The sequence below is a fragment of the Streptomyces sp. NPDC037273 genome (genome assembly GCF_055603625.1).
Window position 1 is genome coordinate 801,557 of sequence record NZ_JBVJVO010000002.1, and the last position, 17,152, is coordinate 818,708.

The 17,152-nt window shown below is 73.9% G+C and carries 13 protein-coding genes; 3 read left to right on the forward strand and 10 right to left on the reverse strand.

Annotated features, from left to right (window positions below; translation table 11 throughout):
* Positions 1 to 2: 2 nt before the first annotated feature.
* Genes ACZ7G1_RS08850 through ACZ7G1_RS08865 form a run of 4 tightly spaced genes read right to left on the reverse strand, consistent with a single transcriptional unit; the run spans position 3 to position 6,660 of the window.
* Positions 3 to 3,170, reverse strand: a complete 3,168-nt coding sequence (locus tag ACZ7G1_RS08850) for an SAV_2336 N-terminal domain-related protein (protein ID WP_470873406.1) — start codon at positions 3,168 to 3,170, stop codon at positions 3 to 5.
* A 4-nt stretch (positions 3,171 to 3,174) separates the two neighbouring features.
* A complete protein-coding gene (locus tag ACZ7G1_RS08855) occupies positions 3,175 to 4,179 on the reverse strand; it encodes an AAA family ATPase (RefSeq protein WP_470873404.1) in 1,005 nt (334 codons plus the stop codon).
* Positions 4,176 to 6,341, reverse strand: coding sequence for a VMAP-C domain-containing protein (locus tag ACZ7G1_RS08860; RefSeq protein WP_470873403.1), 2,166 nt, complete (start codon positions 6,339 to 6,341; stop codon positions 4,176 to 4,178). Before ACZ7G1_RS08860 ends, ACZ7G1_RS08855 begins: the two co-directional genes overlap by 4 nt.
* Position 6,342: 1 nt before the next feature.
* Entirely contained in the window at positions 6,343 to 6,660 is a 318-nt protein-coding gene (locus tag ACZ7G1_RS08865) for a trypco2 family protein (RefSeq protein WP_470873401.1), read from the reverse strand.
* A 183-nt stretch (positions 6,661 to 6,843) separates the two neighbouring features.
* On the opposite strand from ACZ7G1_RS08865, the gene ACZ7G1_RS08870 reads away from it, so the two are divergent.
* The gene (locus ACZ7G1_RS08870) at positions 6,844 to 8,928 is read left to right on the forward strand and encodes a DUF4139 domain-containing protein (protein ID WP_470873400.1); all 2,085 of its coding nucleotides are present in this window, start codon (positions 6,844 to 6,846) and stop codon (positions 8,926 to 8,928) included.
* Positions 8,929 to 8,933: 5 nt separating this feature from the next.
* Positions 8,934 to 10,490, forward strand: coding sequence for a mucoidy inhibitor MuiA family protein (locus tag ACZ7G1_RS08875; protein WP_470873398.1), 1,557 nt, complete (start codon positions 8,934 to 8,936; stop codon positions 10,488 to 10,490).
* Positions 10,491 to 10,514: 24 nt separating this feature from the next.
* On the opposite strand, the gene ACZ7G1_RS08880 is transcribed toward ACZ7G1_RS08875, so the two are convergent.
* The 6 genes from ACZ7G1_RS08880 to ACZ7G1_RS08905 form a co-directional block, all read right to left on the reverse strand.
* Positions 10,515 to 11,093, reverse strand: coding sequence for a hypothetical protein (locus tag ACZ7G1_RS08880; RefSeq protein ID WP_470873397.1), 579 nt, complete (start codon positions 11,091 to 11,093; stop codon positions 10,515 to 10,517).
* Positions 11,090 to 12,265, reverse strand: a complete 1,176-nt coding sequence (locus ACZ7G1_RS08885; protein ID WP_470873395.1) for an ROK family glucokinase — start codon at positions 12,263 to 12,265, stop codon at positions 11,090 to 11,092. Before ACZ7G1_RS08885 ends, ACZ7G1_RS08880 begins: the two co-directional genes overlap by 4 nt.
* A 45-nt stretch (positions 12,266 to 12,310) precedes the next feature.
* Positions 12,311 to 13,108 carry an ATP-binding cassette domain-containing protein gene (locus ACZ7G1_RS08890; protein ID WP_470873394.1) on the reverse strand — a complete coding sequence of 266 codons (798 nt, stop codon included), beginning with the start codon at positions 13,106 to 13,108 and terminating at the stop codon, positions 12,311 to 12,313.
* Positions 13,105 to 14,160 carry an ABC transporter permease gene (locus tag ACZ7G1_RS08895; RefSeq protein ID WP_470873393.1) on the reverse strand — a complete coding sequence of 352 codons (1,056 nt, stop codon included), beginning with the start codon at positions 14,158 to 14,160 and terminating at the stop codon, positions 13,105 to 13,107. Before ACZ7G1_RS08895 ends, ACZ7G1_RS08890 begins: the two co-directional genes overlap by 4 nt.
* Positions 14,157 to 15,179, reverse strand: a complete 1,023-nt coding sequence (locus ACZ7G1_RS08900; protein WP_470873392.1) for a sugar ABC transporter substrate-binding protein — start codon at positions 15,177 to 15,179, stop codon at positions 14,157 to 14,159. The genes ACZ7G1_RS08895 and ACZ7G1_RS08900 overlap by 4 nt, the downstream gene beginning before the upstream one ends.
* Positions 15,180 to 15,267: 88 nt before the next feature.
* On the reverse strand, positions 15,268 to 15,987 hold the full coding sequence (locus ACZ7G1_RS08905; RefSeq protein ID WP_470873895.1) for a GntR family transcriptional regulator: 720 nt from the start codon (positions 15,985 to 15,987) through the stop codon (positions 15,268 to 15,270).
* Positions 15,988 to 16,141: 154 nt separating this feature from the next.
* On the opposite strand from ACZ7G1_RS08905, the gene ACZ7G1_RS08910 reads away from it, so the two are divergent.
* On the forward strand, positions 16,142 to 17,137 hold the full coding sequence (locus ACZ7G1_RS08910) for a Gfo/Idh/MocA family protein (RefSeq protein ID WP_470873390.1): 996 nt from the start codon (positions 16,142 to 16,144) through the stop codon (positions 17,135 to 17,137).
* Positions 17,138 to 17,152 lie beyond the last annotated feature (15 nt).

Sequence of the window (17,152 nt, forward strand, 5' to 3'; positions counted from 1 at the left end):
GCCTAGTAGTCGCCCAGGTCTTCCAGGTCGTCCTCGTCGATCAGGACACCGGCGCCCTGGTTCTTCCTGAGCGCCTCGTAGGAGTACGCCAGGCTCTCGGCGGCGGAACGGGCCTCGGGATGGTCGTACCCCCGGAGCCGCGTGGTGTCCTCGTACACCCGCTCCTGGAGGGCGATGGCCTCGGCGAGCCGTCCCGCCTGCCGGTAGGAGTAGGCGAGGTTGATGCGGGCGGTGATCGTGTCCGGATGGTCGGGGCCCAGGTCCCGCTCGCGGAAGGCCAGGACCGGCTCCTCCAGTTCGATGGCCTCGTCGAACCGGCCCGCCTGGTAGTACGAGATGGCGAGGGAGGCGCGGGCGTGGACCGTCCGGGCGTCCTCGGTGCCCAAGGTACGCCGGCGAGCCGCGACCACCTCCTCGTTCAGGGCGATGGACTCGTCGAGCCGCCCCGCCTGCCGGTAGGAGGCGGCGAGGTTGGCGCGGGCCGTGATGGTGTCGGGATGCTCCGGACCCAGAATCCGCTCGCGGTCGGCCAGGACCGGCTCCTCCAGCGCGATGGCCTCGTCGGTCCGCCCCGACAGGTAGTGGGTGAAGGCCAGTTCGGCGCGGGAACTGATGGTGTCGGGATGCTCCGGTCCCAGCACCCGTTCCCGCACGGCCAGGGTCTCCTCGTGCAGGACGACGGCCTCGTCGAGCCGCCCCGCCCTCTGGTAGGAGAAGGCGAGGTTGGCACGGGCGCCGAGAGTGTCCCGGTGCTCCGGGCCCAGCACCCGCAGACGGTCGGAAAGCACCCGCTCCTCCAGCGCGATCGCCTCGTCGAACCGCTGCACCTCCCCGTAGGAGAAGGCGAGATCGGCCCGGGCGGTCACCGTGTCCGGATGCTCCGGGCCGAGGACCAGCTCGCGGATGGACACGACCCGCTCCTCCAGCGCGATCGCCTCGTCGATCCGGTCCACCCGCCTGAGCGATCGGCCGAGGTCGGCGAGCGCCGTGAGGGTGGCGGGATCATCGGAGCCCAGCACCCGCTCGGAGTCGGCGACGACGCGCTCCCTCAGTGCGATCGACTCGTCGAGCCGGCCCATCCTCCAGTAGGAGAAGGCAAGGGTGATCCGGGCCGTCAGGGTGGAGTGGTGATCCGCCCCCAGGACGCGCTCGCGGCCGGACAGGACCCGCTCCTCCAGGACGACGGCCTCGCCGGTCCGGCCCGCCCGGTAGAAGGAGTAGGCGAGGGCGGCGGCGGCCGTCAGCGTGTCGCGGTGCTCCGGTCCGAGGACCCGCTCGCGGTCGGCCAGGACCCGTTCCTCCAGGGTGATGGCCTCGTCGATCCGCCCCGCCTGCCGCAGCGAGTAGGCGAGATCGGCACGGGCGGTCAGCATCCAGGGGTCGTCGGCGCCCAGAACCCGCTGGGCATCGTCGACCACCTCCTCCAGCAGGGCGATGGCCTCGTCGTGCCGTCCCGATTCCCTCATGGCGATGGCGTGCTCGGCGCGGGAGCCGAGGGTCTCGGCTACGTCCTCGTGCCCGTGCTCTTCCTCGTGCCCGTGCTCCTCGTAACCGTCCCCGTCCCCATCCCCGCTCTCCGGCGCCGGCAGCAGCCCCAGCCGGGTCAGCAGCCGGGTTTCGATCCAGCCGAAGGAGCGGTCGGGGTGGTCGATGAGGGTGGTGCCGTCGGGGTGGCCGACCCAGGCGGGGAAGACGGGGGCGCGGCCGAGGGCGGATTCGAGGCGGTGGGTGAGGGTGGTGGCGGTGTGGAGGAGTTCGCGGGGAGGGACGGCGGTGAGGAGGACGCGGCGGGCGTCGGGGGTGAAGTCGAAGAGGCGGAGGTGGGGCAGGGGGCGGGGTGAGGCGGGGGCGACCTCGTGCATGAGGCCGCCGAGGAAGACCTCGGTGAGGTGGCCGGGGTCGGTCGGGGGGCCGAGGGCGGCTTGGACGAGGCGCATGACGGGGGGTGTGACGGGGGCGACGGCGGCCATGTGGGCGGCGAGGCGGTAGGCCTCGGTGGAGGCGGCGGCGCGGAAGCGGAGGACGGATTCGGCGCCGGTCTCCGGGACGGCGTCGTCGGGCTGCCGGGGCACGGTGGCGGCCGGGTCGGTGTCCGCGTCCCAGAGGGGCAGGAGGGCGGTGGCGCCGGGGGCGGCGACGAGGCGGGCCCAGTCGCCGATGGCGGCGGGGGTGGGTTCGAGGACGGGGACGGGGACGGAGTCGAAGCGGACGAGTTCCGGGGGGAGGTCGGGGTCGGTGACGTGCCAGGCCTGGGTGGGGCCGCCGCGGCCGGGGGTGGTGACCCGCCAGGTGCGGGCCTTGATGCCGGTGCTCGGCCAGAGGCGGGGCGGGAGGGCGTGGAGGACGGCGGTGGGGCCGGAGCGGGCCCAGGAGCGCATGACGCGGTGCATGCCGCCGTCGCGCCAGGCTTCGCCGACGCCGTCGCTGAGGACGAGGACGAGGGTGTTGCCGGAGGGGTCGCAGAGGGACTTCGGGGACTCGGGGCGGCTGCGGTGGCTGTAGGGGCTGCTGCGCAGGGCCGGGGCGCCGCCGCGGGTGTCGAGTCCGTAGACGCGGACGTCACGGAAGGAGCCGGCGCGTTCCATGAGGGCGCGGATGTCGGAGGCGAGGCGCTGCCAGAGGACCATCGAGATGCCGTCGTCGACGACGAGGGCGAGGGTGAGCCAGCGGGTGCGGAGGGGGTGGGTGACGGTCTCGGGGACGCCGGTCTCGGCGATGGCGGTGACGGTGCGGGCGATGTCGACGGCGTGCCGGCGCGGGTCGGGGAAGCGTTGTCTGAGGGGGCGGAGGGATTTCTCCAGGCGGAGGCGGCCGGGGCCGAGGGAGTGGTGGTCGGGGACGCCGACCGGGTGGGCCGGGGTCGGGGCCGTGGTGTCCTCCCCGGCGGCGCGGTCGCCACGGGCGGCCGCGAGGAGCGGGTGGTCGGGCCGGGGGCGCGTGCGGGGTTCGGCGGACGGGGAGTCCGCGTCGGCGGTGCCCGGCCGGTCGGGGTGGGCCGGCGTCGCCGCGTCGGGGTGGGTGGTCTCGCCGCGCTCCGCGGCCCGTGCCAGGGGGCCGGCGCCCTGGGGGAGCTTTCCGGCCAGCCAGAGGGCGTCGAGGAGCTCCTCGCGGGAGAGTTCGGCTCCGCTCTCGGCGAGGAGCCGGGTGACGTGGGAGATGCGGGAGGTCACGGTGTCAGACGGCTCCGCCGAGCTTGTGCAGGACGGCCTTGAGGAGGGGGCCCGCGTCGAGGTTGATGCCGCCCTTGCGGAGGAAGACGGCGTTGAGGAGCTGGTCGGTGGCGAGTTCGCCGGCGGCGCGGCGTTCGAGGAAGGTCTCCAGGAGGTCGTCGACCTGGGTCAGGGTGTCGTCGCCGAGGTGGGCGGCGACGATCTCGCGCAGCCGTCGTTCGTCGGGTTCGGGGAGGTCGAGGCGGATGCAGCGGCGGAGGAAGGCGGGCGGGAATTCGCGTTCGCCGTTGCTGGTGATGATGACGACGGGGAACTCGGCGCAGCGGACGTGGCCCCGTTCGACGGGGGCGGGCTTGTCGGGGTCGTCGGTCTGGACGTGGACGGCGGCGTGGTTCTTGGGGAGCCGGGCGAGTTCGGGGATGACGAACTCGCCTTCCTCGAAGACGGTGAGGAGGTCGTTGGGGAGGTCGACGTCGCCCTTGTCGAGTTCGTCGATGAGGAGGACGCGGGGGCGTTCCCGGTGGACGAGGGCGTTGCCGAGGGGGCCGAGCTGGATGTACTGGCCGATGTCGGGCTCGGCGTCGCCGGGCTCGCGCGGCAGGGTGGCCTCGCGGAGCCGGCCGACGGCGTCGTACTGGTAGAGGGCGTCCTGGAGGGTGGAGCGGCTGTTCACGGGCCACTGGAGGACGCGGTCGAGGCCGAGTTCGTGGGCGATGGCGTGGGCCAGCGAGGACTTTCCGGTGCCGGGCTGGCCGGTGACGAGGAGCGGGCGGCGCAGGTGCAGCGCCGCGTTGACCACGTCGGCCTCGTCGGGGCCGATGAGGTACGGACGGGGGTACGGGTCCTTGCCGCCCGTGGCGGGTTTCGGCCGGTCGAAGCGGCGCCATGGGGGTGCGTCGGGGAAGTCGACGTCGCGGCGTTCGCCGGTGCCGCGGAAGAGGCGCCAGGCGTCCGCGTCGGGGGCCCGCTCGGGCGAGCTCGCTCCGGTGGGGTGCTCGTGGCTGGTCATGACGCGTGGGTTCCTCTCCGGGGGTCCCTGAAATGGAGCTGGTCGGTCCTCGGGTAGGAGCCCTCGGGTTCCCAGACGAGTGAGGGGCGGGCGCGCCGTTCCTCGGGGTGGGCGGCGGTGCGGCTGCGGAAGACGCGGACCCGTTCGGCGAGTCCGTCCAGCTCGCCGGCGGGGGCGAGTTCGCCGAGCCGGTCGGCGTCCTCGTATCCGGTGGCGTCGCGGTCCCACAGGACGACGGGGACGCCGAGGGCGAGGCAGAGTTTGAGCCAGGCCTTGCGCTGGTCGGCGGGGCCGTGCAGGACGACCCGGGCGGTGTCGAGGTGGTCGGTCTTGAGCAGGTGCATGAGTTTGCGGGAGTCGCCGCAGGCCGGGTCCGTGACGGCGACGGCCGTGCGGCCCTTCTTCCAGCGGCGTTCCTGGTCCCGGACCCGGTTGGGGACGGTCCGGTCCAGTTCCGGGCAGCTGAGGGAGACCTGGTAGTCCGCGCCGATCGGCGAGGGCGGGAGGATGTCGTCGAGTGTTCCGGACTCCCACTCGTCGACGGCGAGGTGGAGGCCGTGCGGGTCGACGACGACGGTCACCCAGGGCACGTGGTCGCACTGGCCGGGTTCCTGCCGTGCGGCGCTGACGGCCTCGGCGAGCGCGCGGGCCGCGTCCTGCGGGGTCCTCGGCTCGGAGGCGGGGTCCTTGAGGATCCGGTGGGTGCCGTCGGTGCGGACGAGCAGGATGCGGCACCGGTACCGGTCGCCGTCGGCGGCCGGGTCGTGCTCCAGTTCCATGACGACGCGGGAGACGAGGGAGTTCCGGCGGCGCTCGGCCCACCGCGAGGCGTCCATGCGCCGTTCCGCGAGGGCGTCGCCGTGGATGCCGATCCGGTCGGCGGTCCGCTTCGACCAGGCGCGGAGCCCGTCGCCGCGTTCGCCGTCCGCCGCGGCCGCCACGTACTCGACGAGGCGGAGCAGGGCCGGGACGGGCGGGCTGCCGTCGGGGACGCTCTCGCCGTCGGGGAGTTCCTCCAGGGCCTCGATCGTCCCGGCGAGTTCGGCTTCCTCGATGCGGGGGCGGGCGAGGCCGTCGGGCAGGACGGCGTACGGCAGGGCGTCGCCGGCGGCCTGGTGGAGGAGTGCCGAATGCTCGTCGCGGATCTCGCGCAGCTGCTGGAGGAGTTCGTCGAACTCGTCCGGCGAGAGCAGCGGGCCGCAGCCGAGGACCCTGGCCCGGGTGAGGAAGGCGGTGAGCCGGGTGCGGAAGAGCGGTTCGGTGGCGCGCGGGGCGAGCGCCTCGCCGAGCGCGGCGTGCGCGCGGGGGTGCGCGAGGAGGAGGGCGACGAGGTCGGCGGCGGTGGGGGCGTAGTCGCCGGTGTCGTAGCCGAGGCCGGCGGCGAGCTCCCGCGCGTAGGCGGTGCGTCCCGCGGGGTCGGCGAAGAGCGGCTGGAGGAGTTTCTCCAGTTCGCGTTCGGCGAGGGTGCGTTCGGCTCCGGGCGGGGCCTTCGGTGCCGGTACGCCGATGGCGGTGAGCCCGGCGAAGGGGCAGGCGTGTGCGTCGAGGTGGCGCAGGAAGCCGGGGTCGTCGACGAAGGCGTGCGCGGGTACGGCGTGCAGCCGCCTGGCGCCGTAGGCGGCGGGTTCCTTGACGACCACGCCGACGAGGGCGTCGTCGCAGAAGACCGCGGCGCCGGACGCCCCGCCCCAGGCGTTCGTGCCGTCCGTACGGGCGTCGGGCGCGTGTCTCTGGTCGAGGACGTAGTGCCGGCCGGAGCCGGCGAGGGGCGAGAGGAGCCCCCGCAGGGGTTCGACTTCGCGGGTGTCGGCGGCCGCGGCCTTCGGGTAGCCGAGGCCTTCGTACGCGAGCGGCGCGCGTCCGGCGGGCCGGCCCCAGCGCACGCCGCCGGGAGGTTCGGCGGCGGTGTCGACGCGCAGCAGGGCGACGTCGAGGCCGTCCGGTGGGGTCCACAGGACTTCGGCCGCGGCGAAGGGGGTCTTCCCGTAGTCGAAGTGGCCGATCCGCACGCGGATCGTCGGCCAGGGCGCGCCGGTCTTCTCGTCCACCAGGACGTGGCGGGCGGTCAGCACCAGGCGGGGGCCGATCAGATAGCCGGATCCGGTGCTGCGGGTCTCGTCCTTCGTGCCGCCGCGGATCAGTGCCAGTCTGGCCGGATCCACGTCACTCCTCGTCGTCCCAGGAGCCGGTCGTGTCGTCGTTGACCTCGGGGCGGGTGCCGCCGGCGGCCTTGTCGGAGACGGACAGCTTGATCTTCAGCTTGTGGGTGCGGACGGTGGCGCGCTCGCCGCCTCCGCCGACGGTGACGACGCCGAAGGAGAGTTTGCCGTCGCCCTTCGCGGACTGGCGCAGTTCGAGGTGGAGTTCGAGCTCGGCCTCCTCGACGCCGAAGGCGAACTGCTCGTCGACGCCGTTCTGCTGGGCCAGGTACAGCTCCTGCCGCAGTTCGTCGATGGCCGCGGCCAGTCCCATCGTCGACATCTCAGGCTCCCCCGGTTCGACCCTCGGAAAATCCGAAGAACAGTAGGTCAGCGGTACGTTACAGCGAACGCGGGACGCCTCGGACCCGCCCGCGGGGAATCGGCCAGGGAAGAATTCGGCCACCGCCCCCGTACCCCCGGCGTAGGCTGCGACCGGCGTGAACGCGACGGTGGGGCGGTGCAGATGACGGACGGGTCGGAGCAGCGGTGGGGTTCGGCTCTGGATTCGGTGGTGGTGTACGCGCGGGGCGCGGTGTGCCGCCGGCTGGCGCGGGGGACGGTGGCGCCGGGCGGCCGGGTGCGGGTGACCGGCCTGCCGCGGTCGCTCGATCCTGGATCGCTGCGGGCCCGGGTGCTCGGCGCGCCCGGGGTGCGGGTGGCCGAGGCGCGGGTGGTGGTCGAGGCGGAGCCGGCCGCGGCGGAGGTGCCCGAAGGGGAGCGGCGTGAGGTCGAGCGGCTGCGGGACGCGTTCGAGGCGGCGGAGGCCCGGCGGGACCGGCAGCTGGGGCTGATCAAGGAGATCGAGGCGCTTCAGCCGGTGGCGCCGGGGCGGAGGAAGGACGAGCCGTACCGCCGTACGCCGGTCGACACGTGGCTGGAACTCGCCGACTTCGTGGACGAGCGGCTGACCGGACTGCACGCACGCCTCGCCGATCTCGAGCAGGCGCTGCGCGAGGCCGAGCACGCCTTCGCGGTCGCCGCCGACCGTCTCGACCGCGCGTCCACCGACGCGCCGTCGGCGCACGTGGGGACCCTGGTCTGCGCGGCCCTGACCCTCGACGGCACCGGTGACACGGAGACCGAGGTCGAGGTGGAGCTGGAGTACGGGGTGCCGGGCGCCGTGTGGGTGCCGACGTACCGGCTCTCGTACCGGCAGGGCGACGGCAGCGGGCGGCTGCTGCTGCGCGCCTCGGTCGCCCAGCGGACCGACGAGGACTGGACCGGCGTCCGTATCGCCTTCTCCACCGCCGATCTGCGGCGCCGCGCCGATCTGCCGAAGCTCCGGTCGATCCGGCTCGGCCGCCGCCAGGACGCGCCCGCGCCGTCCGGCTGGCGCGAGCCCCCGGCCGGGCTCGCGGACCTGTTCTCCGGTTACGACGCGGCGGGCCCGCGCCCGTTCACGGCCTCCGGGCCGGGAGCCGTCGCGGCCGGTGCGGCCGCCGCCGACGACGACGTGCCGGTGGCCGCGCCGGCGCCGAAGGTCCGAGCCCGGCGGTCGGCGCCGCCTCCGGCACCCGCCGCGCCCGGCGGCGCGTACGGTGCTCCGCCGCCGTACGCGGGAGCCCCGGCGCCCGCCGCGCCCGGCAGTGCGTACGGCGCTCCCCCGGCCTTCGCGGGAGCCCCCGCGCCGCTCGCGCCCCCGGCGGCCTTCGCGCCGCCCGCGCCCGGTGCGGCCGTGCCCCAGGCGCCGCCCCCGCCGCCGGTGCCGGGTCCGCCGCAGCCGAGCGGTGCCGAGCTCGACTACGCGGCGCTGGTGCTCCGGGGTCCCGAGGAGCGGGGGGACCGCAGGGGCCGGCTGTTCCCCGAGGCCCCGTTCGATCCGGTGGCGACCGAGTACCGGCGCCGCGCCGAGGCGGTGGGCGAGCTGCCGCTGCCCGGGCAGGCCGTACGGCCCCGCGAGTCGGCGGGCTCCTTCGACCACCGTTTCGACGCCGCCGCCCGCGCCGACATCCCGTCGGACGGCACCTGGCACACCGTCACCGTCGGCGAGGTCGCGGTCGGTCTGCGCACCGAGTACCTGTGCGTGCCGTCCGTCGAGCCGACCGTGTACGCGACGCTTGTCCTGTCCAACGCCACCGACCAGGCGCTGCTCGCGGGCCCGGTGGAGGTCACCGTCGACGACGACTTCCTGCTGACCGCCGCGCTGCCCACGCTCGCCCCCGGCGGGGTCCGCCGGGTCGGGCTCGGGCCCGCCGAGGGCATCCGGGTCACCCGCCGCACCACCCTGCGGGAGTCGACCGCCGGTCTGCGCAACAACGTGACCGTGCTCGACCACCGCGTCCACGTGGAGCTCGCCAACCGGCTCGCCCGGCCCGTCACCGTCGAGGTCCGCGAGCGGGTGCCCGTCACCACCGAGAGCGACGTCCGGATCGAGGAACGGGCGGACTGGACGACGCCCGGGGAGGGCGAGGGCGCGGACCGCCACGCGCCGGGCACCCGTCTCTGGCGCCTCGACCTGCCCGCAGGCACCACCGCCGCCCTCGACGGCGGCTACGAGATCCGCATCCCGACCGGCAAGGCCCTGGTCGGCGGAAACCGCAGGAGCTGACCGCCATGACCACGACCCCGATCGCCCTCCCCGTCACGGCCGTGACGTGCCTGGAGGACCGCGCCCATGTCGAGCGCACCGCCGCGCTCGACCTGGAGTCCGGCGTCCGGCGGCTGCGCCTCGGCCCCGTCAGCGCGCTGGCCGTCGACCGCACGCTCCACGCCGAGGTGACCGCCGGGCATCCGGTGAGCGTGCTCGACGTGCGGATCGTCCGCTCCTGGACGCCCCGCGCACCGCTGCCCGCGCGTGCCGGGGACTCCGCCCTGCGCCGCCGGGTGGACGCCCTCGAAGCGGAGCAGTCGTCCCTGGAGCGGCAGGGCGACCGGCTGCGGGCGCGGCTGGCACTGCTCGGCCGGCTCGCCGCCGATCTGCTGCGGGAGGTCGGCGAGGGCGCCGGTTCCGGGGAGAGCGAACGGCCCCGCTGGGCGGCCGAGCTCGACCGGGTGGACGGCGAGCGCGACACGTACGCCGAACGGCTCCGCGCCGTCCGGGCCCGCCTCGCCGCGCTCGACTCCGAACTCATGGAGACCCAGCGGGTCCTGTACGTCTCCGAGGACGAGCCCGCCGAACTCGTCGGCCATGTCGAGCTGACCGTCGAGGCCACCGCGGCCGGGCCGGCCGAGCTGCGCCTGAGCCACCTCACCCCGTGCGCCCTGTGGCGGCCGGCGTACCGGGCCGTGCTGGACGGCGGCGCGCTGACCGTCGAGACCGACGCGATGGTCTGGCAGCGCACCGGCGAGGACTGGTCGGGCGTACGGCTGACGCTGTCGACGGCCCGGTCGGCGCTGGCCACCGATCCGCCCCGGCTCACCGAGGACCGGCTGACGCTGAAGGACCGTTCGGCGGCGGAGCGCCGTACCGTCGACGTCGAGCTGCGCGAGGAGGAGATCGGCGACCTCGGCCCCACCGCCGTCCTCGGCCTGCCGGGCGTGGACGACGGCGGCGAGGCACGGGTGCTGAGCGCCCCCTCGCCGGTCTCGGTGCCCGGGGACGGCCGCGCCCACCGGGTGCCGCTGTCCGCGTTCACCACGGACGCCCGGGTCGAGCACGCCTCGTCGCCCGAGCTTTCGCCGCTGGTCACGCAGGTGGTGGGGTTCGACAACCTGGCCGGCCACGTGCTTCTCGCCGGGCCGGTGGACCTGGTCGACGGCAGCGGTTTCACCGGCCGCGGCACCCTGGACTTCACGGCCGCCGGCGCCCCCGCCGAGCTGGCCTTCGGCAGCCGGGACGACTTCCGGGTGGTCCGGCGCGCCGAGGAGTCCCGCGACACGACCGGCCTCACCCAGCGGACCGTCGTCACCCGCACGGTACGTCTGCACGTCTCCCGGTTCTCGGCCCCGGGTGAGCTCGGCGAGCGGACGGTCACCCTGCGGGAACGCATCCCCGTCTCCGAGGTCTCGGCGGTGGAGGTACGCCTCCACAAGGACGCCTGCTCCCCCGCGCCGGACGCGGTCGACGCGGAGGGCATCGTCCGCTGGGACCTGCCGCTCGCGCCGGGCGGACGCCGCACGGTCACCCTGGTCTACGAGCTGTCGGCGAGCGGCAAGGTCACCGGAATCTGAGCCCCCGACCGGCCCCGTCCGGGGTCAGGGGCTGGTCGTCGAGACCGCGTAGACCCGGGGGAAGGCCGGGTCGGTCAGGTCGACCGTGATATCGGTGTCGGGGCGCGGTTCCTCGCGGTCGACGGTGGTGCCGGCCCAGGTCGCGGTGGGGTCGAAGGTCCAGCCCGCGATCTCGGCGTCGCGTTCGCCGACGGTGACGCCGCCGGGGACGAGGCGGGCGCGGCTGGTGCCGGACTCGGCGAGGAAGGTGTCGAGGCCGGTGGCGGTGGTGGTGAACTGGACGTAGAGCCGGCTCGTCTTCCAGTTGCTGGTCTCGTAGTAGGCGACGTCCCAGGAGCCGGCGGGGATCGGGACCTCGAAGACCCGGCGCTTCATCTGCGAGGGCCAGTTCGCCTGGAGGCCGGCCGCGGACGACTCGCGTTCCTTGTCGCGGCCGCTGTCGCGGCTCTGGCCGGCCGAGATGACCAGGTAGCCGGCGGGGATGCCGACGAGCAGCACGATGATGACGGCCGTCAGCCAGCGGCGCCGGATCATGTGCCGGCGGTCCTCGGGCAGCTTCGCCCGGGGGTCGCGCGGCGGGGTGGACTGGTGGGGCACGGTCATGAAGGGGGGTCCTCGGGGGTACGGGGGGCCCGGCCCGAGGTCCCGTTGCGCAGGGCCTGGGCGTAGCGCTCGTACCGTTCGTACCGCTCCACCCGGCGCCGGTTGGCGCGGCGGAAGCGGCGGGCGACGAGCCGGGCGAGGTCGGCGGCGCCGACCATGCCGGCCTCGGGGCCGAGCTGGGCGCGGGTGATGCGGGCCTCGGGGCGGTAGCCGCGGCCGGTGAGGTGGCGGCGGAAAGCGTCCCTGGCGGGGCCGATCAGGAGGTCGTCGGCGGCGGAGACGCCACCGCCGATGACGAAGCAGGAGGGGTCGAGCGCGGCGGCGAGGTTGGCGATGCCGACGCCGAGCCACTGGCCGATGTCCTGGAGCAGCTCGACGCACATGGCGTCGCCCTCGCGGGCCAGCTCGGTGATGAGGGGTCCGGTGATGTCGGGGACGTTGCCCTTGACCCGCTCGATGATCTCGTAGGCGACCGGGGAGTCGGCGGCGGCCAGCTCGCGGGCCTCGCGGACCAGCGCGTTGCCCGAGCTGTACTGCTCCCAGCAGCCGCGGTTGCCGCAGGGGCAGCGGTGGCCGCCGGGGACGACCTGCATGTGGCCGAACTCGCCGGCGACGCCGTACTTGCCGCGCTTGACCTGGCCGTCCTCCAGGATCGCGCCGCCGATGCCGGTACCGAGGGTGATCATGACGAGGTGGTCCTCGCCGCGTCCGGCACCGAAGCGCCACTCGGCCCAGGCGGCGGTGTTGGCGTCGTTGTCGACCATGACGGGGACGGCGAGGCGGCCCTGGAGGGAGTCGCGGAGGGGCTCGTTGCGCCAGGCGAGGTGCGGGGCGAAGAGGACCCTGGCCCGGTCGGCGTCGACCCAGCCGGCCGCGCCGATGCCGACGGCGTGCACGTCGTGCCGGTCGGAGAGGTCGAGGACCAGTTCGACGATGGTGTCCTCGACGACCTTGGGGCTCTTGGACTTGTCGGGGGTCTCGGTGCGGATCTTCTCCAGGATGTTGCCGTCGGCGTCGACGACACCGGCCATCACCTTCGTACCGCCGATGTCGATGCCGACGGTCGGCACGCGGGGCGCGGTCAGGTGGGAGCGCCGCTCCCGGGTGCCGACGGTCCGCAGGACGGTGCCTCTGGCCGATCCCCGGTGGGTGAGGTCGCGGTAGGTACTCATCGGTTCCGATTCTGCCAGGTGGGGGGTGAGGGGGCCGTGCTGTCGTTATGTCGCCGAGGGCCGCTCCAGTTCGTGGCGGAGGTCCTCCAGCTCGGTGCCGCCGGCCATCTGGCGGGTGAGCTCGTCCAGCGTGATGGAGTCCTTGGTGTGGCTGCCGGCCATGACACCGCGCTTGAGGAGGACGAAGCGGTCGCCGACGAGGTAGGCGTGGTGCGGGTTGTGGGTGATGAGCACGACGCCGAGGCCCTGGTCACGGGCGGCGGCCACGTACTTCAGGACGACGCCGGACTGCTTGACGCCGAGCGCGGCGGTCGGCTCGTCGAGGACGAGGACCTTGGCGCCGAAGTGGACGGCGCGGGCGATGGCCACGCACTGGCGCTCGCCGCCGGAGAGGGTGCCGATGGGCTGGTCGACATCGCGGAGGTCGATGCCCATGCGGAGCAGCGCCTCGCGGGTGGTGGTGCGCATCAGGCCGACGTCGAGCCGCTTGAAGGGGCCGGAGCCCTTGGTGGGCTCGGAGCCGAGGAAGAAGTTCCGCCAGACCGGCATGAGGGGGACCACGGCGAGGTCCTGGTAGACGGTGGCGATGCCCCGGTCGAGGGCGTCGCGCGGGTTGGCGAGGGTGACCTCCTCGCCCTCGATGCGGAAGGTGCCGGCGTCGTGCCGGTGCAGCCCGGCGACGATCTTGATGAGGGTGGACTTGCCGGCGCCGTTGTCGCCGAGGACACAGGTGATCTCGCCCGCGCGGACCTCGAGGGAGACCCCTTCGAGGGCGCGGATGTTGCCGTAGTACTTGCTGACGTCGGTCAGCTCGACCAGCGGGGCGGCGGTCTCGGTCGTCACTTGGTGGCCTCCACGCGCTTGCGGATCCAGGCGTTCAGGAGCGTCGCGAGCAGCAGCATCGCGCCGAGGAAGAACTTGAACCAGTCCGGGTTCCACTCGGCGTACACGATGCCCTTGCTGGTCATGCCGAAGATGAGGGCGCCGACCGCGGAGCCGATGGCGGAGCCGTATCCGCCGGTGATCAGACAGCCGCCGATGACGGCCGCGATGATGTAGATGAGTTCGTTCCCGACGCCTTCGCCCGACTGGACGACGTCGAAGGAGAACAGCAGGTGCTGGCCGGAGATCCAGGCGCAGAAGGCCACGCCCATGTAGAGGCCGATCTTCGTGCGGTAGACGGGGACGCCGACCGCGCGGGCCGCGTCGGCGCCGCCGCCGACGGCGAAGATCCAGTTGCCGAAGCGGGTGCGGAGCAGGATCCAGGTGGCGAGGGCGACGAGGCCGAACCACCAGAGGATGGTGACCTTGAACTCGACGCCGCCGATGGTCAGCTGCGAGGCGAAGAGCTTGCGCGCGGAGTCGAAGCCCTCCATGTCGGCGATGGTCTTGGTGGAGACGGTGCCGCTGATCAGCTTGGTGAGGCCCAGGTTCAGGCCGGTCAGCATGAGGAAGGTGCCGAGCGTGATGATGAAGCTGGGCAGTTTGGTGCGGGTCAGCATGAAGCCGTTGAAGACGCCGATGGCCAGGGTGACGAGCAGCGAGACGCCGACGCCGACCCAGACGTTCGCGGTCATCTGGTAGCTGAACATCGAGGAGATCAGCGCCGAGCTGGTCACCATCACACCGGCGGAGAGGTCGAACTCGCCGCCGATCATCAGCAGGGCGACCGGCACGGCCATGATGCCGATGGTGGAGGCCGCGTAGAGCACGGTCCCGAGGCTGGAGGCGCGCAGGAAGCTGTCGGCGACGACGGAGAAGAAGACGAAGACGGCGACGGCTCCGACGACCGAGCCGAGCTCGGGCCGGGCGAGCAGCTTCTTCAGCGGGGTGGTCCGCAGGAGTCGCTCGTCGACGTGGTCGACACCGTCCGACGGCGGGGCGGTGGAGCTCATCGGGTGCCCCGCTCCGCGTAGCCGACGAGCGCGGCGGCGTCGTCCTTGGTGATGATCTGGGGGCCGGTGAGGACCGGCTTGCCGCCGCCGAGGACGTCGGCGTTGTAGCGGTAGAGCCAGAGCAGGTCGACGGCCTCGTAGCCCTGGAGGTAGGGCTGCTGGTCGACGGCGAAGCCGAGGGTGCCGGCCTGGAGGGCGGTGGCGACCTTGGCGTTCAGGTCGAAGGTGTCGATCTCGGCCTTGCTGCCCGCGCTCTTCGCGGCCTGTCCGGCGGCGTCGGCGAAGGGGGCGCCGAGGGTGACGACGGCGTCGATGGCCTTGTCGGACTGGAGCTTGGCCTCGATGGACGCCTTGACGTCGGGCATGTTGGTGCCGTCGACGTAGAGGTTGACGAGCTCGCCGCCGAAGGTCTTCTTGGCGCCGGCGCAGCGCTGCTCGTGGCCGACGTTGCCCTGTTCGTGCAGGACGCAGAGGGCCTTCTTCTTGCCGCGCTTGTCCAGTTCCTCGCCGACGGCCTCGCCGGCGACGGTCTCGTCCTGGCCGATGTGGGTGAGGGCGCCGTAGGCCTTGGACTGTTCGGCGCCCGAGTTCACGGTGATCACCGGGATGCCGGCCTTGACGGCCTTCTCGACGGCGGCCTTCATGGCGTCGGGCTTGGCGAGGGTCACGATGAGCCCGTCGACGCCCTTGGCGACGTACGAGTCGATCAGCTGCGCCTGCTGCTGTGCCTCGTCGCTGTGGGCGTAGAGGAAGTTGATGTTGTCCTTGGCCGCGGCCTGCTTGGCGCCGTTCTGGACGATGTCCCAGAAGGTGTCGCCGTCTCCCGAGTGGGTGACCATGGCGAAGGTCCACTTCGGGGTGTCGACGGCCGCCCGGCCCCGCGCCTCGGCGGCGGCCTTGCGGGCGTCCTCCGCGCGCTTTCCGCCGGTGCTGCTGCACCCCGCGAGCGCCCCTGTGAGTGTGAGCGCGAGCACGGCGCCGATGACGGCGCGTACCCCTCCGGTCCGGAACCTGGTCACGAGGCCGTGCCCTCCTTTGTGTCCTTCTGCGTGCATTGCAGTATCGGTCATGCGGGTCCTGGCGCTGGTGAGGGGCCCCCTTGAGTGGCTACGGACGGACCATCAGACGGAACTCGAAGGAGTAGCGGGCGGCCCGGTAGAGGTGGGATCCGTACTCGACGGCCCGGCCGGTGTCGTCGTACGTGGTGCGCTCCATGGTGAGGAGCGGGGCGCCCACCGGCTCGTCGAGGAGCGCGGCCTCGGCGGCGGTCGCGGCGCGGGCGCCGATCGACTGCCGGGCGCTGTGCAGGGTGAGCGCGGCGGAGCGGAGCACGCGGTAGAGGCCGGTGGTCTCCAGGAGCGCGGTGTCGGGGGCGATGAGCCCGGCGGGCAGGTGGTTGCGCAGGTACGCCATGGGTTCGCCGTGCGCGGTGCGGAGCCGTTCCAGGTAGTGGACCTCGCTCCCCTCGGGTACGCCGAGGGCGGCGGCGACGGACGCGGTGGCGGGTTCGAGCCGGTTGACGAGGACGCGCGTCGCGGGGCGCTGTCCCGCCGCGTCGAGGTCGTCGTAGAGGCTGCTGAGTTCGAGCGGGCGCCTGACCCTGCTGGGCAGGACCTGGGTGCCGACGCCCCGGCGGCGGACCAGGAGGCCCTTGTCGACGAGGGTCTGGATGGCCTGGCGGACGGTGGGGCGGGAGAGGCCGAGGCGGGTGGCGAGGTCGATCTCGTTGCCGAGCAGGGTGCCGGGGGCCAGTGTCCCGTTCTCCACGGCACTCTCCAGCTGCCGGGCGAGCTGGAAGTAGAGCGGGACCGGGCTGCTGCGGTCCACGGAGAGCGGGGGCAGGGCGGAACCGGACTGCTTGGACACGGGGGGAGCGTAGCCCCGGGGCGCGGGGGACAGGAAGCGCATGACGGGAAGTCGTGACGTCCTGTTGTCCTGACAAATCCTTGACACCCGTGCGGGCCGCCTCCACGGTGGGGGCATGCGCATCGGACTCATCGGTACGGGACGGATCGGGAGCTTTCACGCGGGTGTGCTGGCCCGCCATCCCGAGGTCGGATCGCTGGTCGTGGCGGACGCGGACGCCACCCGGGCGGCCGGGGTCGCGGGGGCGCTCGGCGCCGAGGCCGCACCGGACGTGGACGCGCTCCTCGGGCACGCGCTGGACGCGGTGGTGATCGCCTCGGCGACGGCGGCGCACGCGGAGCTGATCGCCCGCGCCGCCGGTGCGGGTCTCCCGGCGTTCTGCGAGAAGCCGATCGCCCTGGACGTGCCGGGCACGACGGCGGCGCTGGCGGCGGTGTCGGCCGCGGGGACGGAGCTCCAGCTCGGGTTCATGCGCCGCTTCGACGCCGGGTACCGGGCCGCGCGCGAGGCGGTGCGGTCGGGGCGGCTCGGCCGGCTGCACACCGTGCGGGCGGTGACCTCCGACCCGGAGCCGCCGCCCGCCGCGTACCTGCCGCTCTCCGGCGGTCTGTTCCGGGACTGTCTGGTGCACGACTTCGACATCGTCCGCTGGGTCACCGGCCGCGAGGTCGTCGAGGTGTACGCGACGGGCTCGGACGCCGGGCCCTCGATGTTCCGCGAGGCGGACGACGTGGACACCGCCGCCGCCCTCCTCACCCTGGACGACGGCACCCTCGTGACCGTGACGGGAACCCGGTGCAACGGCGCCGGGTACGACGTGCGGATGGAGCTGGCCGGCGACCGGGAGCAGCTCGTGGTGGGCCTGGACGAGCGGGCCCCGCTCACCTCGCTCGAACCGCAGGGCCCTCCCCCGCCCGGCAAGCCCTGGCCGGGTTTCCTCGACCGGTTCGGCCCCGCGTACGAGGCCGAACTCGACGCCTTCCTCCGCCTCGTGCGCGGCGAGGCCGCCAACCCCTGCGACGGCCGTGAGGCCCTCGCCGCCCTCCGCGTCGCCGAGGCCTGCGAACGCTCGCGCCGGGAACGGCGGCCGGTCCGGGTGGACGTCCCCTGAGGCGGGCCCTGGCGG